This window comes from Polynucleobacter sp. JS-Safj-400b-B2 (assembly GCF_018881975.1).
Classification (GTDB): Bacteria; Pseudomonadota; Gammaproteobacteria; order Burkholderiales; family Burkholderiaceae; genus Polynucleobacter.
This window is the reverse complement of sequence record NZ_JACVPJ010000005.1, coordinates 52,700-78,096: the sequence shown is the minus strand read 5'-3', so window position 1 is coordinate 78,096 and position 25,397 is coordinate 52,700. Positions and strand designations below refer to the sequence as shown.

Sequence of the window (25,397 nt, the reverse complement as noted above, 5' to 3'; positions counted from 1 at the left end):
TTGTATGAGCACTAAAACCATCATTGTCACTAGGCCTAGCGGTCAGGCACGCCAGCTGATTGAGGTGCTTACTCGCGCGATCGAGGCAAGCGGAGTAGGAAAGCGCAGCCTTCCAGAGATACTGTCCCTACCTTTATTGACCATCGCCCCAAAGTCCGATGCAAATTTAGCTAACCATATCGCCACCGTTCTAGGCAGTGCTGATCTTGCTATCTTTGTTAGTCCAAATGCGATTGAGAGCGTAATGCGTTTATTGGAGCGCGACTGGCAAGACTTCTCTAATAAGATTATTCCGATTGGTGTGATGGGTGGCAGCAGCCATCTGGCATTGAAAAACCACGGCATCGGCTCAGAAGATCATCCCACTCCCATCATTATTCCCAAAAATAATGAGCAGTGGGATTCCGAGGGTTTGTGGAAAGAACTTCAATCCCTACAGTGGGGCTGGCAGAATAAAAAAGTAGTGATCTTTAAAGGTGAGGGTGGCCGTGATTGGTTGGCTGATACTTTAATAAAGGCTGGCGCTTCAGTAGAAGCAATTTCCACTTACAGCCGCATACCATTAGATATTGATAATCCTGCATGGCAACTTGTAAGAGAAATGGATTTGAGTAAATCACTTTGGTTGCTTACTTCATCGGAAGCAGTTCGCTATCTTGGCGAAGTCATGAAGGATCAATTCACACAAAGTCTCAGTCCGGCAAGCGCCCTATGCCCACATCACAATATTGCTGATGCGGCCGAGATGATTGGGTTTGGTGAAGTATTTACCAGCGAACCCGGTGATGAAGCTTTGGTTAAATCAACCTTGGCTTGGTTGACAATCTAAAATGTAAATCGAATAACTAGAGGTTTGCAGCCTCTAGTAGGGTAGGCAAGAAAATTTCATTCACTAAGATGGGATGTCCCTTTAATTGATAGAGGGTACGTCTTGCCCACAAGGGTGAGCCCAGGGCGGCAGAGTGTTTAGAACATCTTTTCCATAGCTCACTGGTTTTATCGAGGCGAGCAATATCGCGTGGCGGCTTTGCCTTGGAATGTTTACGGGTTTTGCTAAATAAGACTGCGCCCAAAGGTTTTGTACCTAGACGCAAAATTTGGTGGTTACTGCCACTTGAGCTAAAGGTTGGAATGACACTGTGTGCCATAACCAGGGGAATGCCATTCGAACAAAGTAGTACTTCGCGTACTCTGCAGCGTCTGATCTTGAAATGAAAATAGCGACTTTCGTCGCTATTGAGTGATTGAGGGCAGTCGCGCAAAACCTGAACTTCTAGCTTTTGCCCAATTGCTTTCTCAATTTTTTGGGTGAGAGACCCAGTATCGCTAAGCCAAGGTTGCCACTTGCGTGGCGCCCGATGGATTTCACCGGAACCGACTCGATTCCATGCAGAACGGAGACGATTTCGGTGAATCATTTTTAGCTACCGCTAAAGTTACGACGTTGGCCGCCGGCTTTTGGTTTTGCAAAACGTGGGCCACCAGCTGGACGTGAATCACCAGAGCGTGCTGGACGCGAATCAGCGGAACGCGCAGGACGTGAATCAGCAGAGCGTGCTGGACGTGAGTCGCCTGAGCGATCGCCACCAGCATTACCGCCACTACCGCCACCACCAAAGCGAGACTCTGAACGAGCGCCTGAGCCATAACGACCACCGCCACCACCGCCAGAGCGATTGCCGCCGAAGCCACCGCCGGAACGACCGCCACCACCACCAGAGCGACCACCACCAGGGCGACCGCCACCACCACCAAAGCTTGGCTTGGCTTGTGGCTCAAGACCAGCGATGACTGAAGCAACGATATCTTGCTGCGTAAAGCGTTCGATATTGCGGATCTTGGCGCGATCACGATGTTCAACCAAAGTGATAGCAACACCATTGCGACCTGCACGACCTGTACGACCGATGCGATGCGTATAGTCTTCTGGTTTCATTGGCAAGCCAAAGTTAATCACGTGACTAATGCGTGGCACATCAATACCGCGAGCCGCTACGTCAGTTGCAACCAAAATCTTGGTATGACCTTTACGTAAGGACTCGAGACGACGCATACGCACAGCTTGAGGCATAGCACCGTGTAGGGCAGTTGCTTCATAGCCGTTTGCACGTAATGTGTCGGCGATTTTTTCGCTTTCAACTTGAGTGCTTGCAAACACAACTGCTTGATCCAAATCGGCATCAGCCAAAATATGCTCAAGCAATTTATGCTTGTGTGACATGCTGTCAGCCCAATGTAACTTCTGTTCAATGTTGGCATGCTTTTCGCCTGCATGAGCAAGCTCAACGCGCTTGGCATCTGTGGTCAACTCGTTTGCTAAAGACATAATCTTTGGCGCAAAAGTTGCAGAGAACATCAAAGTTTGGTTACGGCCTGCGCAACGCTTATCGATTGCCTCGAGATCATCAGCAAATCCCATGTCGAGCATGCGATCAGCTTCGTCGATAACGAGTTGTTTTACATCGTCCAAGCGAATTGCTTTGCTGTCACACAAGTCGAGTAAACGACCTGGAGTTGCAACAACCAACAATGCACCTTTCAATGCCTGGATTTGCTTGCCGTAAGGCATGCCACCCATAACAGTTGCGATACGGATACCCTTCATGCCACGAACTAAGTTCACTGCATCGGCGGCAACCTGTTGAGCCAATTCACGAGTAGGGCAGAGCACTAACACTTTAGGCTGTGCGCGACCTGGTACAGGTGAGTTGTTCGGGTTGTCTTCAATGAGTTGATTAATCAAAGGCAATAGAAAGGCTGCGGTTTTACCGCTACCGGTTTGGCTGCTGACCAATAAGTCACCACCAGCTAAGGCTGCAGGAATAACCTGAGCTTGCACAGCAGTAGCTTGGGTATAACCCAGTTCAGCAACGTTTTTAAGGAGTGATGCCGCTAAGGCAAAATTCTGGAATTCAGTTCCAGCGCTATTTGAGTCTTTCGACTCGTGTTTAGTTTCTTTAGAAAAAGTCATGCTATTACACATCCCCTTTAAGGGATGTCTCCGTATGTTGCACCCATTGTTTTTTTATAGGGTGCGATGGTCAAGGGCATCGACCATCAGACAAGCGGCAGCGCGTTTGTTACCTTCGGTGTTTATGACTTCTAAACGGTACGCTGAAATAGAGCTGGGGGGCGATGAATCAAATTGCTTTAAAAAGCTTCTTATTATGGCATTTTAAGCACTCGATTACAAGGGTTTTCCCGAATTTATTATGATGTAGAGATGGAATGGCTCTCATTAAGTCTCTTATCGCCTGCTAATGCTGGAATCGTAGATTTCTCAAGTTATCTACTGGGAACCTTATTCGTTATTTTGTTACCCGGCCCAAACTCACTTTACGTCCTAACTATCGCCCTTGCAAAAGGTTGGCGCTCTGGTGCATGGGGCGCTCTTGGAATATTCATTGGGGACTCATTACTCATGATTGCCGTGGCCCTAGGTGCCGCATCACTCTTGATGTCATCGCCTATGGTCTTCAGTTTTGTGCGCACCTTAGGAGCTATGTACTTCGCTTGGATGGGTTTTGGCCTATTACGAAGTGGCCAGCAGCGTTGGACGAAACAAGATACAAAGACCCGTGAGGTTCAAATGCGTTTAATGCAATTACATCCGCTATTTGCTGCCCTAACCTTATCCTTAACTAACCCCAAAGCAATTTTTTTCTTTATCGCCTTTTTCTCTCAATTTATTCGCCCAGATGTTGAGAACCCTACTTACACCTTCCTCTATCTTGCAATTGTTTTGCAGGTGATGAGTATGGCTTATTTGGCCAGCCTGATTTTCGTGGGACAAATTTTCTTGAAATTCTTCCAGCGCCAACCCCGGGTAGCTGCGGGATTATGGATGTTCGCTGGAATGTTGTTTATTGGTTTTGCAATTCGTCTGCTAATTGCGTAGACCACCATTACTTCAAATAGCGTAATAGCCACTCAGTCATTTTTCCATACGGAGGGTGTGCTGTTTTGGTTCCTTTAAAAAAGTTTAGGCCAAAAAAGCCACGTACTTCAAGAATGGATTTTTGATGACTGAAAGTATCAAAACCAGCCTTGCCGTGATAGCTACCCATACCGCTAGGGCCAACACCTCCAAAAGGCAAGTCTTCAATAGTGATATGTAAGAGTGTGTCATTAAGAGTGACACCACCAGAACGCGTCTCATCTAAGACCCGCTTCATATTCTTTTTATCTTTACCAAACCAATAGAGAGCCAGTGGGCTAGGCTTGTTATTTACATATGCAATTGCAGCAGAAGTATCTGCAACAGTGACGATTGGCAAAATAGGTCCAAAGATTTCTTCATGAAGAACGCGAGCCTCTTGTGGAACATTGATCAATGCAATTGGTTCGAATGGTCTTGCGCCAGCCCCTGGGTTATTGAGTAAGGGAATGACTCTTGCCCCGCGGTCGAGTGCATCACTCACTAGGTGTTGCCAGTACTCTAGTTGTCTTTCGTCAATTGGACCGGTTAATTCTTCGGGGTTACTAAATTGAGTTTGTGCTGCAGCCTGTAGTTCTTGGATAAATTCTTCCTGAATGCTTTGATCAAGCAAAACATAGTCAGGAGCAATACAGGTTTGCCCACCATTGAGTAACTTGCCATAAGCAATCGAGGCAGCAGCATCTTTAATTTTTGCGCTTTTATCAATGATCACTGGCGTTGTTCCACCTAACTCCAAGGTGACTGGAGTGAGATTTTCTGCTGCAGCACGCATTACTTTTTTACCGATTGCGCCTGAGCCAGTAAAGAAAAGATGATCAAAGGGCAGTGCGGCAAATTGCTCGGCGACCTCAGGACCACCTGTAGTTACGCAGAATTCGCTTGGATGAAAATATTCTTGTATGAGACTGGCGATAAAGCCTGAAGTGCGTGAGCTACGTTCAGATGGTTTTAGCCAAACACGATTGCCTGCAGCAAGGGCAGCAATCGCCGGAATGAGGGCTAATTGAACAGGGTAGTTCCAGGGACTCAGAATGCCAATTACCCCAAGAGACTGGGTTTCAACCCAGGCTTGCGAGGCACCCATGTGAAAAGGCACATCTCTTTGTTCCGGTTTCATCCATTCTTTGAGGTTCTTACGCGTGTGCTTGCATGCCTGATAAATCATCTGACACTCAGCAAGCCGGGTCTCTACTGGGTGGCGCACACCAAAGTCAGCCATGAGAGCTTTAATGATTTTTTCTTCATTTGCTTTAATCATTTTTTCAATGCGAGCAATTCGATCTAGCCTCACTTCGAGCGTGGGGTTTGGTTCTGCAGCATAGGCTGCTTTCATCTCATCGAGCTGGATAGTAAAGCGATTCATAGTGGATTAATGGTTGGCAGGTATTTGAATAAGGCATTAGGATAAAGCCATGAATACAAATTTAGATAAAAAAGACCCCGTTTTAGAGCGCGCCACCTTAGGTGGGGGATGTTTTTGGTGTCTTGAGGCGGTTTACCAGCAAATTTCTGGGGTTCGGTCTGTGGTTTCTGGTTACGCTGGGGGCGCAAGACCCAATCCGACCTATGAGGCAGTCTGCACTGGCGTATCTGGTCATGCGGAGATTATTGATATTATGTTTGACCCGGAAATAATTTCATTTCGAGACTTATTGGAAATATTTTTCGTGATTCATGATCCAACCACCTTGAACTATCAAGGCAATGATCACGGGACACAATATCGTTCGGTGATTTTTACTCATAATGAAGAGCAAACTCAGATTGCACATGAAGTAGTGCAAGAACTTGAGGATTCTAAAATCTACTCTAAGCCAGTAGTGACGCAGATCAATGCTGCGCCAACTATTTATCCAGCGGAAGACTATCACCAGAATTATTTCCAGCAGCACCCCAATCAAGGGTATTGCATGGCCGTTGTTGCGCCTAAGCTTGCTAAATTTAGAGCGAAATTTAAGTCGTTGATAGCGCCTCAGTATTCCTGAGGTATTGCAAAACGATTAAGGGGCCAGGCGATTAACCTGCCATTGAGTTCCCTCTAGCTTGTAATGCATACGGTCATGCAGTCTAGAAGGGCGACCTTGCCAGAACTCAATTTCAGCAGGGCGCAAGCGGTAGCCACCCCAATTATCAGGACGGGGAGGTGAATCACCAAATTCTTGTTTAAAGCGCTTTTCGGCATCTTCCAAGAATTCACGGTTTGGAATGGCAGCGCTCTGGGGGGAGGCCCAAGCACCGATTCTGGAGGCGGCTGGACGTGAATGGAAGTACTCATCACTTTCAGCTGCGCTAACCCTTTCAACAAGTCCTTGAATGCGTACCTGACGCTCTAACTCATGCCAATGAAAGAGTAGGGCCGCCTGTGGGCGAACCGCCAGATCTTGACCCTTTTGACTGTCATAGTTAGTAAAAAAGGTAAAGCAGTTTTCGTCTGCGCCTTTTAGTAAGACAATACGTGCTGATGGATTTCCGGCCTGGTCTGCAGTTGCTAGGGTCATGGCGTTGGGTTCCGGGCACTCTGCCTTTACGGCCTGATCAAACCAAAGTCTAAAAAGCTGTAGAGGATCATGAGGAACCTCGGTCTCGGAGAGTTGACCAAAGGTATAGTTTTTGCGAAGTTGTGCAATGGAGTCCATTTATTCAGTATAAAGAGAAGCTATGGCAGAAGACAAGGTAGAGGGAAGTTTAGAAGATCGACGTTTTGGCGGGGTCTCGCGTCTCTATGGTTCAGAGCTGCGCGAGCGTTTTCTGAACGCAACAGTTGTCGTCGCTGGTCTAGGTGGGGTTGGATCCTGGGCGGCTGAAGCTTTGGCTCGAACTGGTATTGGACATCTTGTATTAATTGATTTTGATCATATTGCTGAGAGTAATACCAATCGACAAGTGCATGCCTTAGAAGGGCAGTACGGAAAAGCAAAAGTCCAAGCGATGAGGGAACGCATTCTGCAGATTAATCCAGAGATCAAGCTGACGTCTTGTGATGAATTCTTAGAGCCGGAAAACTTAGATCAACTCATTCCTGAAAATGCTCTGGTATTAGATGCTACAGATTCAGTGCAAACGAAGATTGCGTTATCGGTATGGGCAGTCAAAAATAATCGTTCATTGGTGATGTGTGGTGCTGCTGGTGGAAAATCAGATCCAACATCAGTGCGCTGCGATGATTTATCTCGCACCGAACAAGATGCCTTGTTGGCTAAGGTTCGCCAAGGATTAAGGCAGGATCATGGCTTCTCTAGAAACCTCAAGAAGAAAATCGGCATTCGTGCAGTCTATTCGCATGAGCCGCGGGCTGGAGCTTCCAGCGGGGGTCTAGCCTGCTCTGGATATGGTTCTACTGTGATGGTTACCGCCGCCTGTGGGCTGGCTGCTGCTGCAGAAATCCTCAATCTCATCTCCACGCAGTAAGTTTTTCTTAAAAACACTATTAATCCTTAAGGGGATTCCCTGTAGGAAATTACTGATTCTTTTGCAGTCAGAAATTATTTATTCCAAACTCTGCGTTGATTTCAAAGGCATTTAAAAATTTGTCTGTGTAGATTTATTTATTTAATCACTTTAGTAATTTTTTCCCTCTAGTACATATTCCCTATCCTCCCTAGACTTTGTTCCGTTGGTAAATCGCCAATAACAAATTGAAAGGAGGTCTCTCTTGCAGACTGAACACTCTGGCTTAAAGCGCCACCTCAAAGTACGCCACATTCGTTTGATGGCTTTGGGTTCAACGATAGGCGTTGGATTATTTCTGGGATCCGCAAGCGCCATTCAAATTGCAGGCCCATCCATTCTCTTGGGTTACTTACTTGCAGGTATTGTTGCCTTTATTGTCTTACGTACACTTGGTGAGATGGCGGTGCATGAGCCGGTAGCAGGTTCATTTGCAGCCTATGCCAACACCTATGTAGGTCCGCTGGCGGGCTATATGGTGGGATGGGGTTATTGGACCTACTGGATCGTAGTTGGCATTGCAGAAGTTACTGCCGTTGGTATTTATATGGGAATTTGGTTTCCTGATATACCGCAATGGATCTGGGCACTCTCTTCTATTGTGATGATGGGATTAATCAATCTCATTGCAGTAAAGGTGTTTGGTGAGTTTGAATTTTGGTTTGCCCTGATCAAGGTAGTAGCCATTGTTGCCATGATCGCACTAGGGGGCTCAGTCATTTTGTTTGGCTTTACCAATGGTTGGCAGCCGATTGGCCTGAGTAATTTATGGCAGCACGGTGGATTTTTTCCAAATGGCATTAGCGGGATGTTGCTGTCATTGCAGATGGTCTTGTTTGCTTATGTGGGTATTGAGATGATTGGTCTTTCTGCTGGTGAAGCAGAGAACCCCCACAAAACGATTCCGATGGCCATTGATTCGTTAGCTTGGCGCATTTTGATTTTCTACATGGGTGCGATCCTGGTTATCTTGGCAATCTTTCCTTGGAATCAGATAGGGCAGCAAGGAAGTCCCTTTGTTGTCATGTTTGAGCGATTGGGCTTGCGAGAGGCAGCAGGCTTAATTAACTTTGTAGTGATCACTGCAGCCCTCTCTTCTTGCAATGCGGGCATCTTTAGTGGTGGTCGCTTGTTGTACTCCCTGGCATCGAACGGATATGCCCCAAAATCTTTTTCAAAGCTTTCTAAGTATGGGGTTCCCCATCGGGCAGTAATGGCTACGGTCGGGGTCTGTATGTCAGGCGTAGTGCTAAATTACTTTGTGCCTGATAAGGCCTTTCAATACATCATGGCTGCAGTGACCTTTATTGGTTTGATGGTTTGGATTGCTATCTTAATTACCCAGATCAAATTCCGTCGCTTACTTTCTAAATCCCAAGTAGCTCAGTTGGGGTATCGCGCTCCTTGGTGGCCCTATTCTTCATGGTTTGCTCTGGCATTTATTGGTTTGGTAGTGGTGTTAATGGGCTTTCATGAGGATGCGCGGATCGCCTTAATAGTGGGCCCGTGTTTATTGGGCGTGTATCTCGTGATGTTTTATGTCGTGGGTTTACATCGCAAAACAGCAATCAAGTGTGATTTTAAATAATAGGAGATAGCAATGATTATTGGCATACCTCAAGAGGTAAAAAATAATGAGTTTCGAGTAGGCTTAACGCCGGGCAATGTCAGCGGGCTTTGTAGGCAAGGGCACTCCATCCTGATTCAAAGGGGCGCTGGTGAGCAAATTGGTTTAAGTGATGAGGCGTATCGCCTTGCTGGTGCTAGCCTAATTAATAGTGCAGCAGAAGTGTTTCAAAAGGCGGAGATGATTTGAAGGTCAAAGAGCCTCAGGCACAGGAGTGTGCGATGCTGCGCGAGGATCAAATTCTGTTCACTTACCTGCATTTAGCACCGGATCCTGAGCAGACTAAAGCCTTAATGCAATCGGGGGCGACTTGCATTGCCTATGAAACTGTCACTGCTCTGAATGGTGTCTTGCCGCTATTGGCACCCATGAGTGAAGTCGCTGGTCGGATGTCAATTCAGGCTGCCGCATCACATTTAGAAAAAACAAATGGCGGTATGGGTATTCTGATGGCAGGAGTTCCAGGGGTTTCGCCAGCAAAGATTGTTATTTTGGGGGCCGGTGTGGTGGGTCGTAATGCCCTGCAAATGGCGGTAGGGATGGGGGCTGATATTTGTATCTTCGATCGCGACATTGAGCGCTTACGTCAGATTGACATGTTCTATGGCAATCGTGTGAGAACTTTTTATTCGGATAGCTTGCTGATTGAGCAAGAGATATGTGAGGCAGATGTTGTGATTGGGGCGGTGCTTCTTCCCGGTGCTGCAGCCCCTAAACTCGTATCGCATGACATGATTAAAAAAATGAAGCCAGGTTCAGTAGTGGTAGATGTCGCCATTGATCAGGGTGGATGTTTTGAAACTTCAAAGCCTACTACTCATGCAGACCCAACCTATGTGGTGGATGGCGTAATTCATTACTGTGTAGCCAATATGCCAGGAGCGGTTGCGAGAACGTCTACCTTTGCATTAACCAACGCCACTTATCCATTTGTAGAGGCCTTAGCAAACCGTGGGGTGATGAAGGCGCTATCGATTGATCACCACTTGCGTAATGGCTTGAGTGTCCATAAAGGAGTGCTGACCTCTGAACCAGTTGGGAAAGCGCAAGGGCTCAACTTTGCTTCTGCAGAGGAGTTATTGGTGGAATAGCAATATATTTGCAAAATGGATGGGTCTAGTGGGTTTTGAGGGGTGTTGGGATTTAAACTATCCCTTATGCGCAAGAGATTGCAACTTCTCTAAATTACTGGACTCGCCCAATATATGGATTTTTCAGCCTTAACCCTCTCTGCTGGAGTAGTTGCTTTGGCGGAGATGGGAGATAAAACCCAATTACTTTCTTTGATGCTAGCCGCTCGTTACCCCAAGCAAGCATTGGCCATCATTGCAGGCATCTTTATTGCCACCATTGCAAATCATGCATGCGCTGCCTTCTTGGGGCATTGGCTTACTACCCTGGTTTCGCCTGATGTCATGCGCTGGATTTTGGGATTGAGTTTCTTAGGAATTGGTTTGTGGCTATTAGTGCCCGATCATATTGATGATGCCGCTGGATCAAAGGTAGCCGACAAAGCCCTGCAGGTATTTCTGCTGACAGTGGGCTTATTCTTTTTGGCAGAGATGGGGGATAAGACGCAAATTGCAACTATCGCCTTAGGGGCCCGTTATGAGGATGTTGTCTCCGTAACTATAGGCACCACATTGGGGATGATGTTGGCCAATGCCCCTACAGTCTGGATTGGTCAGAAATTCACTAAGAGAATGCCCATTAAGTGGGTTCACGCGGTAGCAGCTGTCACCTTTATTGCCATAGGTGTAGCCACCTTGATATGGGCTTGATTTAGAAGGTCAGCCAGTCTTTCAGCCTAGACTTAAAATAGGCTCATGAAAACTGATCTTCCACAGAGCTTCCGTCGGCTTGAGTACCTTCCGCCTATTTATACATTCGATCAAGTCGAGCTCGATATTGCTTTAGATCCAGCGCGAACAATTGTAAAGAGTCGTATTGAGGTTTTGCCAGGCAAAAGTTTTGAGCCAGGAGCTCCATTAGTTTTGGTTGGCTATGAGCTCGAGTTTGTGAGTTTGCGCATCAATGGTGAAGCCCATCGTCATTTTGAACTTACTCCTGAAACGCTCACGATCCATTCTTTGCCTAATGAAGGTAAAGAAAAGTTTGTTGTGGAAATTATCTGCGTTTGCGTTCCTGAGAAAAATACGACTTTGATGGGCCTGTATGTCTCCAATGGAAATTTCTTCACTCAGTGTGAAGCAGAAGGCTTTAGAAAAATTACCTATTTCTTAGATCGTCCTGATGTGATGGCGCGCTATCGTGTGACATTGCGTGCGCGTGAATCTGAATGCCCTGTGTTGCTTTCTAATGGCAATTTACTCGGTACAGAAAAGCTTCCAAATGGTTGGCATAGCGCCACTTGGGAAGATCCATTTCCTAAGCCATCCTATTTGTTTGCCTTGGTGGCGGGTAAGTTGGAATGTATTGAAGAGACCATCACCACTAGCAGCGGCGCCAAGAAGCTTTTGCAGATCTGGGTTGAGCCGCATGACCTAAAGAAGACTCGTCATGCAATGGACTCTTTAATAGCTTCTATTCATTGGGATGAGAAGCGTTTTGGGCTGGAGTTGGATTTAGAGCGCTTCATGATTGTGGCGGTAAGTGATTTCAATATGGGTGCGATGGAGAACAAGGGTTTGAATATTTTCAATACCAAGTTTGTCCTTGCTCAACCTGAAACTGCTACCGATGCTGACTTTGCCAATATTGAAAGTGTTGTTGCGCACGAATACTTTCATAACTGGACTGGTAATCGTGTGACTTGCCAAGATTGGTTTCAGCTTTCGCTCAAAGAAGGTTTAACCGTATTTAGAGATCAAGAGTTCTCTGCTGATCAAATGGACAGCGAATCGGGTAGGGCAGTAAAACGTATTGAAGACGTCCGCTTATTGCGTCAACTGCAATTCCCGGAGGATGCGGGTCCAATGGCTCATCCAATCCGTCCAGATGAGTACCAAGAGATTAATAACTTCTATACGGTTACTGTGTACGAGAAGGGCTCTGAGGTAGTCAGGATGTATCAAACTCTCTTAGGTAAAGAAGGTTTCCGCAAGGGCATGGATTTGTACTTCAAGCGCCATGATGGACAAGCAGTTACCTGCGATGATTTCTTGATGGCTATGGCGGATGCCAATGGTAAGGATCTAACTCAATTTAAGAATTGGTATAGCCAGGCAGCTACCCCTAGGGTGAAGGTGCAGGAGCATTACGATGCAGCAAAAAAACAGTTTCAACTGACGCTGACCCAAAGCTGCGCACCTAGCCCTGGTCAGCCAGAAAAGAAGCCATTTCATATCCCGCTCAAAATGCGTTTGCTGACAAAAGCGAATGACCAAGTAGAGCAGTTATTGGAATTGACTCAAGAGACTCAAATCTGGACCTTTGAGAATATAGAAGAGCGTCCGGTTCTCTCAATTAATCGAAACTTCTCGGCACCAATCAATTTGGATTTTGAGCAGTCTGAGGCTGATCTACTAACTTTGTTCTCAAGTGATGACGATGCATTTAATCGCTGGGAGGCTGGTCAGAAATTGGCTATGCAGATGATTCTGAATAATCGTCTGCCTGATGCTCAATTGATTGAAGCCTATCGTAATATTTTGTTAGATCCCAATTTAGACCCCGCCTTTAAGGATTTAGCTTTCACCCTGCCAGCAGAGTCCTACTTGTATGAGCAATGCAAGAGTGTTGATCCACAGCAAATTTTCAATGCACGACGAGCATTCCGTCGAGAGATGGCCAAGCAACTACAGCTCGAATGGGCGGCTTTGTATCAACAAATGCAAACACCTGGTCCATTTAAGTCTGATGGGGTAGATGCAGGTAAGCGCGCCCTCAAAAATTTAGCATTAAGTATGTTGCTTGAGGCTGCACCAGCAGTATGGGCACCAATGGCCGCTAATCAATATCAAATTGCTGACAACATGACGGACCGCTATGCAGCTTTATCAGCATTGGTCGTACATGGCTCGAAGCAAGCTAAGGATTGCTTAATTGACTTTTATAGTCGATTTGCCAATGACGCTCTAGTAATAGACAAGTGGTTTGGCTTGCAATCTAGCCGACCTCCTGTTGATGGCCTTGATTCTACCCTTACTGAAGTGAAGAAGCTTCGTGAGCATCCTGCATTTAAGTTAAACAATCCAAACCGAGTGCGTAGCGTTATTCATGCTTTCTGCGCCAATAACCCAGCTAGCTTTCATCAGGCTGATGGCAGTGGATATGAGTTCTGGGCCGATAGCGTATTAGCTCTTGATCCCATCAATCCTCAGGTAGCCGCACGTTTAGCCAGAGCTTTGGATCGCTGGCGTCTATTCGCCCAACCCTATCAAGATCGCATGAAAGCAGCTCTAGAGCGTGTTTCAGCCTGCCAAACACTCTCTCCAGATGTGAGAGAGGTGATTGGAAAGGCTTTGGGGTAATTAAGAAGTTAGTGGAGCTCATTGCTATACGAAATGCCTAATCGAATTGCAAGTTTTTCTAGACTCTTATCCAAAGTCCAAAGCTGGGCATTCTCTGAAAGTAGAGTCGATGTAAGAAGTGAAACATCAATCGCTCCACATCCAGATTCTTGGAGTTGATGTTTTTCAATAAACTCCAATATTTCATAAGGGGTGGCTATAGCCGCTTGCCGTAATTTTTTAATGTATTCCAAGGTTTTAGAGCGTGGCGATGGCGATGTTCCGCAGGCTAGTTCTATTTGGATTAAGGGGTGACCTAGTATTTGGTCATTTAGTAATAGAGCTTTGAAAGATGCATTTGACTTTCTAAAGTGAGCCACCCAAACTGATGTGTCAGCTAAAACCATGGTCATGATTGCTGACCATCCTTTGGTTTGCGGCGAGGAATAGCCTTCATCTGAGGGGATTTGCCGCCTAATGCTGCTAATCTCTTGGCTACTTGAACTCGTATGAATACATTAATGGCCTCCCTAAAAAGATCGGCTTTATCCATCCCGGGGTCAGCAAGATCCAGCCCTCTCTGATAAAGGTCATCATCAATCGTCACAGTAGTTCTCATAATTACTCCTCATCAATTATGATGCATTATAACATCTAAAATAACATCAATATAAGAGGGACGGCTGCCAAAAGAGCTCTTTATTTGAGAAATGACCAGATTTTCAGTTTGGCATTCGGAACAAGGCAAAATAGACCTTAATTTCAATATAGCTTTGGAGTAATACCTTTGTCCTCAAGTACTCATATCAATTTCAAGCAATATTTGACCTCCGCTAAGCCGGCGGGTGCTGCCATTCCTGCAGGCTTGCAAGAATTACTCACTGCGGTAGTTAATACCTGTTCAACTCTCAGTCATGAAGTAGCGCAGGGCGCCTTGATTGGCTTATTGGGTTCCGCAGGCACTGGCAACGTACAGGGTGAAGTTCAGCAAAAGCTCGACATCATTGCCAATGATTTATTGATTGATGGTGTTAAGGGCTGCAAGTCTCTTGCGGGTTTGGCATCTGAAGAGATGGAGTTACCAGTTCCAGTTCAGGGTACTGGTGATTACTTGCTATTGTTCGATCCACTTGATGGCTCTTCCAATATTGATGTGAACGTCTCTATTGGAACAATTTTTTCTGTCCTAAAGAAACAGGATCCAAGTGCGCCTTTGCAAACTGCTGACTTCTTGTTATCCGGTCGTCATCAAGTTGCAGCAGGTTATGTGGTCTATGGTCCACAAACTACTATGGCTCTAACCTTGGGTGATGGGGTAGTAATGTTTACCCTGAATAAAGTGACTGGCGAATTTTTACTCACCAAGGATGAGGTAAAGATTTCCCACTCAACCAAAGAGTTTGCAATCAATATGTCGAATATGCGTCACTGGGCTGATCCGGTGCGTCGCTATGTGGATGAATGCTTGGCGGGTACGAGTGGTACGCGCGACAAAGATTTCAATATGCGCTGGATTGCCTCAATGGTGGCCGATGTGCATCGTGTTTTATCTCGTGGCGGAGTATTTATGTACCCATGGGATCAACGTGAGCCACATAAGCCAGGCAAGTTACGCCTGATGTATGAGGCTAACCCTATGAGCTTCTTGGTAGAGCAGGCGGGCGGCGCATCTACCAATGGGACTGATCTCATTATGGATTTGCAGCCAACCGATTTGCATGAGCGTGTTTCAGTGATGCTGGGATCCAAAGAAGAGATTGACCGTATTCAGAATTACCATGCATAAGTAAGTGTCTTCTTAAATAAAAAACCCAATCGCTTGATTGGGTTTTTTTGCTCAAAAAGTTACTTTTAAGGCCTTACCTGCTCCTTAAGATAAGCGAGTGATTCGTCAACTTGATCAATCAGAATCAGGCAGATATCGCCAGCGGCAAGATCATTTAGGGCAGTATCAATTGCCTTGAATTCCCCATGAATTTCTTTGACTTGCTTTGCTTTGGTGGCGCCAACTAAACCCTCTTGCAACAGCTTTAATACTTCTCCATCTTTACGGCCACGTTGGCAAGCATCCTGATAGAGAATGACATTATCAAAAGAATTGCCCAAGATACGGGTCAAGTCACGAATATCTTCATCGCGACGGTCGCCTGCGCCACTCACTACTACATGACTCTTGCTTGGCTTCATCGCTTCAATAGCGCTTGCTAGGGCGCGCATCGCATCGGGATTGTGCCCATAGTCAGCGATGACAGTGGCACCCTTATGTTGAAACTGATTAAAGCGGCCCGGCACTGAATTAGCGTCACTTTCAAAGCTATGTAGACCGCGAGCAATCTTTTCTGCATCAAGACCCAAAGCCCAAGCTGCACCAATAGCAGCCATGGCATTTTCTATTTGAAAACCGAGAACGCCATTTTGTGTCAATGGAATCTCGCTCACAGGGAAGCGGTACATGATGCGCGCTCCCTTAGAGGCAACGATATAAGTACCGTCAAAATAAATAACTTTTTTATTCTTGGCGCGATGTGCGGCAATGACTGGATGATGTTGATTCTGGGCAAAGAAAATGACTCGACCAGAACATTTATCCCCCATCTTCACTACCATTGGGTCAGCCGCATTTAAGACTGCAGCACCAGTAGGGGCTACGTTTTGTACGATGACGCGCTTCAGGATGGCTAAGTCTTCAACACTAGTAATGTAATTGAGGCCCAAGTGATCACCTTCGCCAATATTAGTTACAACAGCAACTTCACAGCGATCAAAACCAAGGCCTTCGCGCAACATACCACCTCGGGCTGTTTCTAGAACGGCGGCATCGACATCGGGATGCATCAACACATTCCGAGCGCTTTTAGGTCCGCTGCAGTCACCGGTATCGATGAGGCGATGATTGATGTAAACACCATCTGTGCCTGTCATACCTACGCGCATACCAGTTTCATTGAGTAAATGAGAGATCAAGCGCACGGTAGTAGTTTTGCCATTCGTGCCCGTAACTGCAACCACAGGAATGCGGCCATCATCTCCGGGTGCGAACATCATATTGATGATGTCTTCACCAACCGGGCGCCCTTTGCCGTAAGAAGGTTTTAAATGCATACGCAAACCAGGAGCAGCATTTACCTCAACAATACCGCCACCTTGTTGCTCTAGGGGCTTATAGATTGATTCACAAAGGATATCTACACCAGCAATATCAAGACCAATCATCTGCGCAGCTGCAATCGCACTCGCTGCTACATCGGGGTGTACATCGTCAGTCACATCAGTAGCGGTACCGCCAGTACTCAGGTTGGCGTTGTTACGCAATAAAACGCGCTCACCGGTTTTAGGTACATGTTTTGGTGATAAACCATTGTTTGCTAAATGTGCGAGGGCGATATCATCAAAGCGAATTTTGGTTAGCGCTGTCGCATGTCCGTCTCCACGCAATGGATTTTTATTTTCCATTTCTACGAGTTCGGCGACAGTATGAGTGCCATCACCAACTACTTGAGCAGGTTCGCGGCGCGCAGCGGCTGATAGGCGATTACCAACTACCAGTAAACGGTAGTCCGCACCAGGAAGATAGCGCTCAACAATGGTTTCTCGACCAAAGGCTTGGGTCACAATAAAACCTGCGCGAACTTCTTCTTCAGTTTGAATGTTAGCTACAACACCTTTGCCTTGATTACCATCTTTTGGCTTAAGCACAATGGGGCCACCAATTTTTTGAGCGGCACGCCAAGCATCATCAGCGGTAGTAACAACCTCGCCAATGGGCACCGATACGCCTGCAGCAGCTAGTAAATTCTTGGTGAGCTCTTTATCCTGTGCAATCGCTTCGGCAATCGCACTGGTATTGCTAGTTTCTGCAGCCTGAATTCGTTTCTGTTTACTACCCCAGCCAAATTGCACCATGCTGCCTTCAGTCATTCGACGGAAAGGGATGTTGCGTTGAACAGCGGCATCAACGATCGAGCCAGTACTAGGTCCAAGACGAACATCCTCATAGAGTGCTTCTAATTCGGAGAGTGCGGCAGCAAGATCAAAAGGTGCGTCATTGAGCGTTGCCTGGATTAATGCAAAAGCAAAGTCAAAAGCCATACGACCCACAACTTCTTCGATGTATTCCACGACAACTTGATAGACACCATCATCAATAGTTTGAACGGTGCGACTAAAGGTCACTGGACACCCAGCTTGCGCCTGTAGTCCAAGTGCCGCATGCTCAAGGGCATGTGCTAGTGAGAGTACTTCATTGTGTCCGCCGCGACGCATGCTACCTAACTGCGGAAAGCGTTCGCGGATCTTGGTTTCAAATTGGGGGATGGAGTCAATAGAGCGCTCTGACTCATCACAAGAAACAATCGCTTCTAAAGCGGTATGGCGGCTCCATAAATTTGGGCCGCGTAACATACGAATACGGGTGATTTCCAATTAAGCCCCTGTAGCAATAGTGGCATCAGGCACGAATGTTTCTGCGCCTGCTTCAATAACATTAAACGGAATGTCTAGAGCCCAGGCCGCAGCAATCGCCGCTCCTAAGTTCATAGTCTTCCAAGGAGAAGTGCTGTTGGCTTCTGAATGACGTGGCACAGGAATCGATTTCTGATCGAGCTTGCCAGACTTCAGAGTGATTTGTTGTTTGCCAATGGCAACTGCACGCCCACCATCTAGCAAGTGATTTTTGATAATCTCAGAGTCTGGATTTTCACTAAAGAAAATCACCTGTCCATCACAAAGCTCAGCCATCTGTACGCACATTGGATCATCAGCATTGAGAACGGCAACACCCGTTGGTAGCACCACATCTACTTGGGTACGTACAACGCTGAAAACTTGATCCTCATCGTAAATGGCGTACTGCGGGAAGTTCGCCTTTGGATCCACATTGAGCACAACGCCAACTTGGCAACGATCGTAGGCTAGGCCTTCAATCAACATCGATAAGTGATTATTCTCAATTACTACAGCTTCTACTGCGCGATTGAGTAATGTACGACGTGCGTTCTCCCAATTGGAAGAGTTGGAGTTGGAGATTGCACGATTGCCAAAAAAGAGACCCTTGCTGCAAGACAATCCAACGTAGAGATTGGTTAAGCGCAAGAAATGGGCAATCATTTCGGAAACAGGAGTTTTGCCATGTTCACCGCAGACGCCGACTACGGGAATGCGGAAATCTGCTCCCGGAGGGAAAAGGTGATTTGCGATCTCAACACCCACTGGCTGTGGTTTGCCGCTCGCAGGTTTTAAGTGCATTAATAGGCCTGGGCCAGCATTGACTTCAACAATGGCAGCATTTTGTTCGGCGAGTGGCTTACTAATGTCTTGGGCCACTAAATCAACGCCCGCGATTTCAAGACCAACGACACGAGCGGCTAATGCTACTTGACTGGCTACATCGGGATGAATTAAATCAGTCACATCAAAAGCAACGTTGCCGTTACTTTGGATTAAGACTTTGTGGTCAGCAGCAGGAATGCTGTCGCCGGTTAATTGTTGGCGGGCTAATTCGAGTTCCACTGCTGAATCAATCCGAACAGGATTAAGAGGGTGCTCTTCAGCGGTACCGCGACGCGGATCAGAATTAATCTGAATCTGAATAAGTTCATGAACGGTATGCTTGCCATCACCATTCACCCAAACAGTTTCACCTTTTGCCGCAGCAACTACCTTGTTGCCTACAACTAGCAAGCGATGCTCATCACCAACAATGTGACGCTCAACCAATACTTCGCTACCTTCGTCAATTGCAACAGCATAAGCAGCTTCAATTTCTTGTTGGGTATAGAGATTAATAAAGACGCCACGACCATGATTGCCGTCGATTGGTTTCACTACAACTGGTAGACCAATGTCTTGTGCAGCTTCCCAAGCATCATCAGGGCTGGTAACAGTTCTGCCTTCGGGCGTAGGAACTCCAGCGCTACGAAGTAAGCTCTTGGTTAAATCTTTATCGCGAGATATCGTTTCCGCAATCGCACTAGTTTGGTCTGTCTCAGCTGTCCAGATGCGACGTTGCTTAGCGCCATAACCCAATTGAACTAGATTACCTTCAGATAAGCGAATCGATGGAATGCCGCGCTCTTCAGCTGCATTGACGATGCATGCAGTGCTTGGGCCGAGTAATAGATCGTCACCGAGCTCGCGAAGATTTTCAATAATGGTTTGAGCTTCAGCTACACAATCTTTGTTATCTTGAGCTAGGGCAAGATACAGGTCGCGTGCGTACTTTAGGGCAGTGAGAGTGACTTCCTTGTTAATGGCGCTAACCATGACTTTGTAAACACCGCGCCTGTCACCGTCACGTGCCTTACCAAAGCCGCCAGGAATGCCGGCTAAGTTTTGTAACTCTAATGTGAGATGTTCGAGGATATGGGCAGGCCAGGTACCTTCTTCAACACGCTTTAAGAACCCGCCAGTTTCACCATAGCTGCAGCGATGCTCAACAAGACTTGGTAGCGCTTTGACAAGGCGGTCATAAAAGCCGGGAATGAGGTTAGAGGGGTAGTCCTCTAAATCGCCAATATCGAGCCATACCTCAATAACGGGATGATAGGTCCACATATTGGGGCCACGGAGATGCTTAACGCTCAGAATCTCAATGGATTTATCTAGTAATTGGGGCATATACAGTGTTGCGATGGTCATTGCCGTGGATTTGGCATTGACACGTCAGATAGTCTCTCTGTTTCTAATAGTTATTGAAAAACTCACAAAAATAGCAAAAATACATAAAAAGGCCTAGTTAGGTAATTTAACGGCTTTTAGGCCTCTAAAGTTGACATGAGTAATAAATCTAAATAATTCAGCTCCACTATACTTTTAAGGTCAATGAAGCCACAAATCCTACCTTTTGCCCCTGTGCTGCCAAGCTACTGGGAGACCGTTTTAGTTGATCAAAACTCCCCTGTAAAGAGCCCTGAAGCCCTATTGGCATGGGTTGAGCTCGACTTGGACGCTGAACTACACTTTGAAAAAAGCCTGCTTTTGCTCAGCGAACAAGGCCTGTTTTGGACTGACGGTAAGGTATTTGAATCCTGGAAATTGAGCCAAGACACCCATTTGGCTCATGGCGACCATGCTGGAGTGGGACATTTACGCCTAGAAACTCCCGAGAAATTAGTGAGATCTTGGAATTTCACTTTAGCTGTGAACCCCCAAGTGCTCCGTCTGCAATCGAGTTTTAAGCAACTGACTCGTGGTGAGGAAATTAGCAACGGTGAAGTTAGTGAATATGACAAACAGGTTTGCGCTGTTTGCTTGAGTCCAAAACCAGCAAATTCTGATTCATGCCCAACCTGCGATCCTGAAGATGATGCGCCGCCATCTACTTGGACATTATTTAAGCTTTGGCGTTTTGCCCGTCCTTACAAAAAGCAATTGTTACTTGGTTTTGTATTAACTCTGCTATCTACAGGCGCGACTTTAATACCGCCGTATCTGACAATGCCATTAATGGATCATGTATTAATTCCATACGAGCGTGGCAATCCGATTGATTTTCATTTGGCCAGTATGTATCTCTTGGCTTTATTCGGCGCAGCAATTGTTGCCTGGGCTTTGGGTTGGTGGAAAACTTATCTTCTTGCATTAGTCAGCGAGCGGATTGGTGCTGATTTACGCAATACCACTTTTGAGCATTTACTCAAGCTTTCATTGGAATATTTTGGCGGCAAGAGAACTGGTGATTTGATTGCCCGTATTGGCGCTGAGACTGATCGTATCTGCGTATTCCTATCTTTATACGCACTTGATTTTGCAACCGATGTGTTGATGATCACCATGACTGCAGCGATCCTGGTGTCTATTGATCCTTTGCTGGCTTTAGTTACCTTGGCGCCTTTGCCATTCATCGTATGGATGATCCATGTAGTGCGAGATCGCCTGCGTTTTGGTTTTGAAAAGATCGACCGTATCTGGTCTGAAGTCACCAATATTTTGGCAGACACTATCCCAGGCATTCGTGTAGTCAAAGCATTTGCTCAAGAAGATCGCGAACTCAAGCGCTTTGTAGATTCAAACAAACATAATTTGCAGATTAATGATCGTGTAAATCGCGTGTGGGGATTGTTCTCACCAACAGTAACTTTGCTTACTGAAACCGGTTTGCTCGTAGTGTGGGGGTTTGGTATTTGGCAAGTGGCTCATCAGAAAGTTACAGTAGGTGTCCTGATTGCTTTCTTGGCATATATCGGCCGTTTTTATATTCGGCTAGATTCAATGAGTCGCATTGTTTCTCATACACAGAAAGCGGCTGCTGGCGCTAAGCGAATCTTTGATATTTTGGATCACGTTTCCAGTGTTCCGGAGCCAATTAATCCGCCTCCTTTGGGTGAGGTGAAAGGCCGTATTGCTCTGCGTGGCGTGGGTTTCCGCTATGGCAACCGCGCGGTTACGAAAGGCATTGATTTAGATATTGCTCCGGGAGAAATGATTGGCTTAGTAGGTCATAGCGGATCTGGAAAAAGTACTTTGGTGAATTTGATCTGTCGTTTCTATGACGTAAGCTCTGGATCAATTTCATTGGACGGGCGCGATATTCGCAGCATTGGAATTGCTGACTATAGAAAACGTATTGGACTGGTATTACAAGAGCCGTTCTTATTCTTTGGCACGATTGCTGAGAATATTGCTTACGGTAAACCAGATGCCACGCGCGAAGAGATTATTGAGGCAGCACGTGCTGCCCATGCTCACGAATTTATTCTCCGCCTTCCCTTAGCTTACGACTCATTGGTAGGGGAGCGTGGCCAATCCCTATCTGGTGGTGAGCGCCAGCGGATTTCAATTGCACGTGCACTACTGATTAACCCAAGCATTCTGATTTTGGATGAGGCAACTTCCTCAGTTGACACTACGACTGAAAAAGAAATCCAGCGCGCTTTGGATAACTTGGTTAAGGGCCGCACGACGATTGCAATTGCACATCGCCTCTCTACCTTAAGAAAAGCAGATCGCTTAGTAGTGTTAGATAAAGGTGAAATTGTGGAGATCGGCTCACATGACCAATTGATGGAAGCCCAGGGTGCCTATTACACCTTGTATCAAGCCCAGCTGCGTCATGCTGCAGAGCTTGTAGAAGGCGGCGCTATTGGCGAAAGCTTGGAAGAAGATCAAGCAGAAAAACAAGAAGAGCAGCTCGAAGAAATTGCCAAGAAAATTGGGGGTGGGGTATGACGCAAGTCAATCAATCAACTCAACAACTCGAACGTGATGCGCTAGGCCGCCTCGTCTTTATTGATAACAAGGGCGAGCGTCACGTTGGCGTTCATCCGGTACGCCCTTTTCCAATCACTGCACCTGGTGCTGGCATTGGCATCATGAACCAATCAGGCAAAGAGCTTTGTTGGTTCCCAAACATGGCTGCGATCTCTGAAGCAGAGTTAGGTTTGATCGAGGAAGAGTTGGCTGAGCGTGAATTCATGCCAGTCATCCAAAAAATTACCAATGTCTCAACGTTTGCTACCCCAAGCATTTGGGATATCGAAACGGATCGTGGTCCAACCCGAATTCGTCTTAAGGGTGAAGAGGATATTCGCAGAATCGCAGGTAACACCTTGCTCATTGCCGACTCCAACGGACTGCAATTTCTCATCAAAGACTCTACGCAATTGGATAAAGTCAGCAAAAAACTGCTAGATCGGTTCCGCTAAAAAAGGACTTACCCTGCCAATCCCAGTTCGGCAGGCGTCACAAGGGCATCTCCCCAATTGAGTTAATTCCCTGTCAAAACAGAGGGTTACGACTTGCGAATCCGTGTTTTGGGCCTGTTGCACTGCAATAGTATTAGGGTTATAATCTAGGTACTAACCCTTAAGGAGATTCAAATGACTGTTTTATTGAATATGATTAACCAGCTTTTTTCTGAAAGCAAACCAAGCCAAGACAAGCCTGCTCGTCACTATGATTTCGACGGCGCATATCGCGGCATGTAATTTAAAAAATTACAGCAATTCAAAAGCCACCTTCGGGTGGCTTTTTTGTTTCCTATCATCACGCCTAAGTTGTGTCGCATATCTGATGATTAACCCTTGTTAAGCTTATATTTCAAAGGGTTAAGGCAAGGGTAATCACTAGTGGGGAATTGAAGAAAACTTGATTAGTGTCAAGTATCCCAATGTGTAAATGCTTAAAAATCACACAACCCAAATTTTTGGGCGTGATAAGTATTTATAAAAAGTAAAAATAGGAGATTCAGGATGAGCGGCGAGAAAACTGCAGGACCTTTAGGAGGTCGTTGGTTTCAGCTACTAATTGGCATCATTTGTATGTCGATGATTGCAAACTTGCAATACGGTTGGACTTTGTTTGTAAACCCAATTGACGCTAAGTTTGGTTGGGGTCGCGCAGCGATTCAAGTTGCTTTCACCATTTTCGTATTGACTGAAACTTGGTTAGTTCCGATTGAAGGTTACCTCGTTGATAAGTTTGGCCCACGCCCTGTTGTTTTCTGCGGCGGTATTTTGTGTGGCCTTGGCTGGATCATGAACTCCCATGCAGATACATTAACGATGCTTTATATAGCGGCTGCTGTTAGCGGTGTTGGTGCTGGCGCTGTTTACGGTACTTGCGTTGGTAATGCGCTCAAGTGGTTCCCAGATCGTCGCGGTTTGGCTGCTGGTATGACTGCTGCTGGCTTTGGTGCTGGCTCTGCTTTGACAGTGATTCCAATTGCAAACATGATTGCTAATCAAGGCTACCAAGAGGCTTTCTGGTACTTTGGTATTTGGCAGGGTGCAATTGTAGTTGTATTGAGCTTGTTGCTTTCTAAGCCGATCAAAGGCGCTATCACTACTGTTAAGGCAGCTGTTGCTCAGACTCGTAAAGATTTCCGCCCAATGGAGATGGTTAAGCAGCCTGTGTTCTGGATCATGTACCTCATGTTCGTGATGGTTGCTGCTGGCGGCTTGATGGCTACTGCACAATTAGGCCCAATCGCTAAAGACTTCCAGATTGCTGGCGTAACAGTGAGCTTGATGGGCTTGGCATTACCTGCCTTGACTTTCGCCTTGACAGTTGACCGGGTATTGAACGGCTTGACACGTCCTTTCTTTGGTTGGGTATCTGACAAGATCGGTCGCGAGCAAACCATGACTCTTTGCTTCACATTTGAGTGCTTAGGTATTCTTGGTTTGTACTACCTCGGTCGTGACCCAGTGATGTTTGTTCTGTTAACTGGTTTAGTGTTCTTTGCATGGGGTGAGATTTATAGCTTGTTCCCATCAACTAATGCCGATACTTTTGGATCAACATACGCTGCTGGTAACGCAGGTCTTCTCTACACAGCAAAAGGAACTGCTTCATTGTTAGTGCCTTTGTCTAGCGTATTGGTAGCTACTACTGGTGGTTGGGAAGTGGTGTTCTGGGTTGCGAGTTTCTTGAATGGAACTGCTGCAATCTTGGCTTGGTTTGTATTGCGCCCAATGCGTCGCAAACTCATCGAGCGCTCTGCTTCTATGTAATTCAGGTTAAAAGCCTAATCAAAGGGGTCTTCGGACCCCTTTTTTTATTGCTGAAAATCAGATAAAATCTCCCAATCATGAATGCCTCCAAAAACCGCTTCGTTCACTGGATTGCTGCCTTGGCAATCGCAATGAGCGCGCTTGCGCCGGCTGCATCTCAAGCGGTTTCAGTGGCCAAGCATGGCGAAGGTTTTGCAATGGAGATTTGTTCTGTCGATGGCAGCAAGATGCAAATCGATATTCAAGATGACGGTCAAGATGTTGCCAACCAAATGAAGCCTTGCCCGTATTGTGTAGCGCAGAGTGTTATCACTCCGGCATTCAATACTAATCTCAGATTTGAAGCTCCGCAGACTTTAGCTCTGCTGCCTCAGCTTTTCTATCAATCACCCAAGCCACTTGTTGTTTGGGTAACTCCACCTTCAGCAGCTCCACCAGCACTAGCCTAATCAATATTAGGGCATAGCCTAGCTATGTAGTGGGCAACGAAAAAATATTACGTTGTCATAGTAATCAGTGGA

The 25,397-nt window shown here is 46.3% G+C and carries 20 protein-coding genes and 1 pseudogene; 13 read left to right on the top strand and 8 right to left on the bottom strand.

What is annotated here, in order from left to right; translation table 11 throughout:
• The first annotated feature begins 4 nt into the window (after positions 1 to 4).
• Entirely contained in the window at positions 5 to 829 is an 825-nt protein-coding gene (locus ICN48_RS07715; RefSeq protein WP_216153129.1) for a uroporphyrinogen-III synthase, read from the top strand.
• Between the two features lie 16 nt (positions 830 to 845).
• Here ICN48_RS07715 and ICN48_RS07710 read toward each other — a convergent pair whose 3' ends face one another.
• The gene (locus tag ICN48_RS07710; RefSeq protein WP_216153128.1) at positions 846 to 1,418 is read right to left on the bottom strand and encodes a chorismate lyase; all 573 of its coding nucleotides are present in this window, start codon (positions 1,416 to 1,418) and stop codon (positions 846 to 848) included.
• 2 nt (positions 1,419 to 1,420) lie between these two features.
• Complete coding sequence (locus ICN48_RS07705; protein ID WP_216153127.1) at positions 1,421 to 2,971, bottom strand: DEAD/DEAH box helicase; 1,551 nt, start codon at positions 2,969 to 2,971, stop codon at positions 1,421 to 1,423.
• 252 nt (positions 2,972 to 3,223) lie between these two features.
• Between ICN48_RS07705 and leuE the strand changes: the two genes are divergently transcribed.
• Entirely contained in the window at positions 3,224 to 3,898 is a 675-nt protein-coding gene (gene leuE, locus ICN48_RS07700; protein WP_216153126.1) for a leucine efflux protein LeuE, read from the top strand.
• A 7-nt stretch (positions 3,899 to 3,905) separates the two neighbouring features.
• Here the strand turns inward: leuE and ICN48_RS07695 are convergent, their stop codons facing one another.
• Positions 3,906 to 5,303, bottom strand: a complete 1,398-nt coding sequence (locus ICN48_RS07695) for a coniferyl aldehyde dehydrogenase (protein WP_216153125.1) — start codon at positions 5,301 to 5,303, stop codon at positions 3,906 to 3,908.
• 49 nt (positions 5,304 to 5,352) lie between these two features.
• Between ICN48_RS07695 and msrA the strand changes: the two genes are divergently transcribed.
• On the top strand, positions 5,353 to 5,925 hold the full coding sequence (gene msrA, locus ICN48_RS07690; protein ID WP_216153124.1) for a peptide-methionine (S)-S-oxide reductase MsrA: 573 nt from the start codon (positions 5,353 to 5,355) through the stop codon (positions 5,923 to 5,925).
• Positions 5,926 to 5,940: 15 nt separating this feature from the next.
• Here the strand turns inward: msrA and pdxH are convergent, their stop codons facing one another.
• Complete coding sequence (gene pdxH, locus ICN48_RS07685; RefSeq protein ID WP_216153123.1) at positions 5,941 to 6,576, bottom strand: pyridoxamine 5'-phosphate oxidase; 636 nt, start codon at positions 6,574 to 6,576, stop codon at positions 5,941 to 5,943.
• A gap of 22 nt (positions 6,577 to 6,598) precedes the next feature.
• Here pdxH and ICN48_RS07680 point away from each other — a divergent pair, with 22 nt between their 5' ends.
• The 5 genes and pseudogenes from ICN48_RS07680 to pepN all read left to right on the top strand — a co-directional run bounded on the left by ICN48_RS07680 (position 6,599) and on the right by pepN (position 13,447).
• Positions 6,599 to 7,348 (top strand): ThiF family adenylyltransferase, encoded by a 750-nt coding sequence (locus tag ICN48_RS07680; RefSeq protein ID WP_216153122.1) that lies wholly within the window; start codon positions 6,599 to 6,601, stop codon positions 7,346 to 7,348.
• Between the two features lie 244 nt (positions 7,349 to 7,592).
• Positions 7,593 to 8,975 carry an amino acid permease gene (locus ICN48_RS07675; RefSeq protein ID WP_216153121.1) on the top strand — a complete coding sequence of 461 codons (1,383 nt, stop codon included), beginning with the start codon at positions 7,593 to 7,595 and terminating at the stop codon, positions 8,973 to 8,975.
• Between the two features lie 12 nt (positions 8,976 to 8,987).
• Positions 8,988 to 10,105, top strand: a pseudogene (gene ald / locus ICN48_RS07670) (alanine dehydrogenase).
• 114 nt (positions 10,106 to 10,219) lie between these two features.
• Positions 10,220 to 10,795, top strand: coding sequence for a TMEM165/GDT1 family protein (locus tag ICN48_RS07665; protein WP_216153120.1), 576 nt, complete (start codon positions 10,220 to 10,222; stop codon positions 10,793 to 10,795).
• Between the two features lie 45 nt (positions 10,796 to 10,840).
• Positions 10,841 to 13,447: an aminopeptidase N gene (pepN, locus tag ICN48_RS07660; protein ID WP_216153119.1), complete on the top strand. Its 2,607-nt coding sequence runs from the start codon at positions 10,841 to 10,843 to the stop codon at positions 13,445 to 13,447.
• A gap of 8 nt (positions 13,448 to 13,455) precedes the next feature.
• Here the strand turns inward: pepN and ICN48_RS07655 are convergent, their stop codons facing one another.
• Together ICN48_RS07655 and ICN48_RS07650 are read right to left on the bottom strand one after the other, a co-directional pair.
• Positions 13,456 to 13,839, bottom strand: a complete 384-nt coding sequence (locus ICN48_RS07655) for a type II toxin-antitoxin system VapC family toxin (protein WP_216153118.1) — start codon at positions 13,837 to 13,839, stop codon at positions 13,456 to 13,458.
• Entirely contained in the window at positions 13,836 to 14,045 is a 210-nt protein-coding gene (locus ICN48_RS07650; RefSeq protein ID WP_216153117.1) for a type II toxin-antitoxin system VapB family antitoxin, read from the bottom strand. Before ICN48_RS07650 ends, ICN48_RS07655 begins: the two co-directional genes overlap by 4 nt.
• 168 nt (positions 14,046 to 14,213) lie before the next feature.
• Between ICN48_RS07650 and ICN48_RS07645 the strand changes: the two genes are divergently transcribed.
• Positions 14,214 to 15,212, top strand: coding sequence for a class 1 fructose-bisphosphatase (locus ICN48_RS07645; RefSeq protein ID WP_255539508.1), 999 nt, complete (start codon positions 14,214 to 14,216; stop codon positions 15,210 to 15,212).
• A gap of 65 nt (positions 15,213 to 15,277) precedes the next feature.
• Here ICN48_RS07645 and cphA (ICN48_RS07640) read toward each other — a convergent pair whose 3' ends face one another.
• Positions 15,278 to 17,848, bottom strand: coding sequence for a cyanophycin synthetase (gene cphA / locus ICN48_RS07640; protein ID WP_216153116.1), 2,571 nt, complete (start codon positions 17,846 to 17,848; stop codon positions 15,278 to 15,280).
• Positions 17,849 to 20,041, bottom strand: coding sequence for a cyanophycin synthetase (gene cphA / locus ICN48_RS07635; protein WP_216153195.1), 2,193 nt, complete (start codon positions 20,039 to 20,041; stop codon positions 17,849 to 17,851).
• Between the two features lie 204 nt (positions 20,042 to 20,245).
• Here cphA (ICN48_RS07635) and ICN48_RS07630 point away from each other — a divergent pair, with 204 nt between their 5' ends.
• The 4 genes from ICN48_RS07630 to ICN48_RS07615 all read left to right on the top strand — a co-directional run bounded on the left by ICN48_RS07630 (position 20,246) and on the right by ICN48_RS07615 (position 25,325).
• Positions 20,246 to 22,591: an ABC transporter ATP-binding protein gene (locus ICN48_RS07630; RefSeq protein WP_216153115.1), complete on the top strand. Its 2,346-nt coding sequence runs from the start codon at positions 20,246 to 20,248 to the stop codon at positions 22,589 to 22,591.
• Positions 22,588 to 23,067 carry a DUF1854 domain-containing protein gene (locus ICN48_RS07625; RefSeq protein WP_216153114.1) on the top strand — a complete coding sequence of 160 codons (480 nt, stop codon included), beginning with the start codon at positions 22,588 to 22,590 and terminating at the stop codon, positions 23,065 to 23,067. Before ICN48_RS07630 ends, ICN48_RS07625 begins: the two co-directional genes overlap by 4 nt.
• 546 nt (positions 23,068 to 23,613) lie before the next feature.
• Positions 23,614 to 24,876, top strand: coding sequence for an oxalate/formate MFS antiporter (oxlT, locus tag ICN48_RS07620; RefSeq protein ID WP_216153113.1), 1,263 nt, complete (start codon positions 23,614 to 23,616; stop codon positions 24,874 to 24,876).
• 77 nt (positions 24,877 to 24,953) lie between these two features.
• Positions 24,954 to 25,325 (top strand): DUF2946 domain-containing protein, encoded by a 372-nt coding sequence (locus tag ICN48_RS07615; protein ID WP_216153112.1) that lies wholly within the window; start codon positions 24,954 to 24,956, stop codon positions 25,323 to 25,325.
• Positions 25,326 to 25,397: the final 72 nt, after the last annotated feature.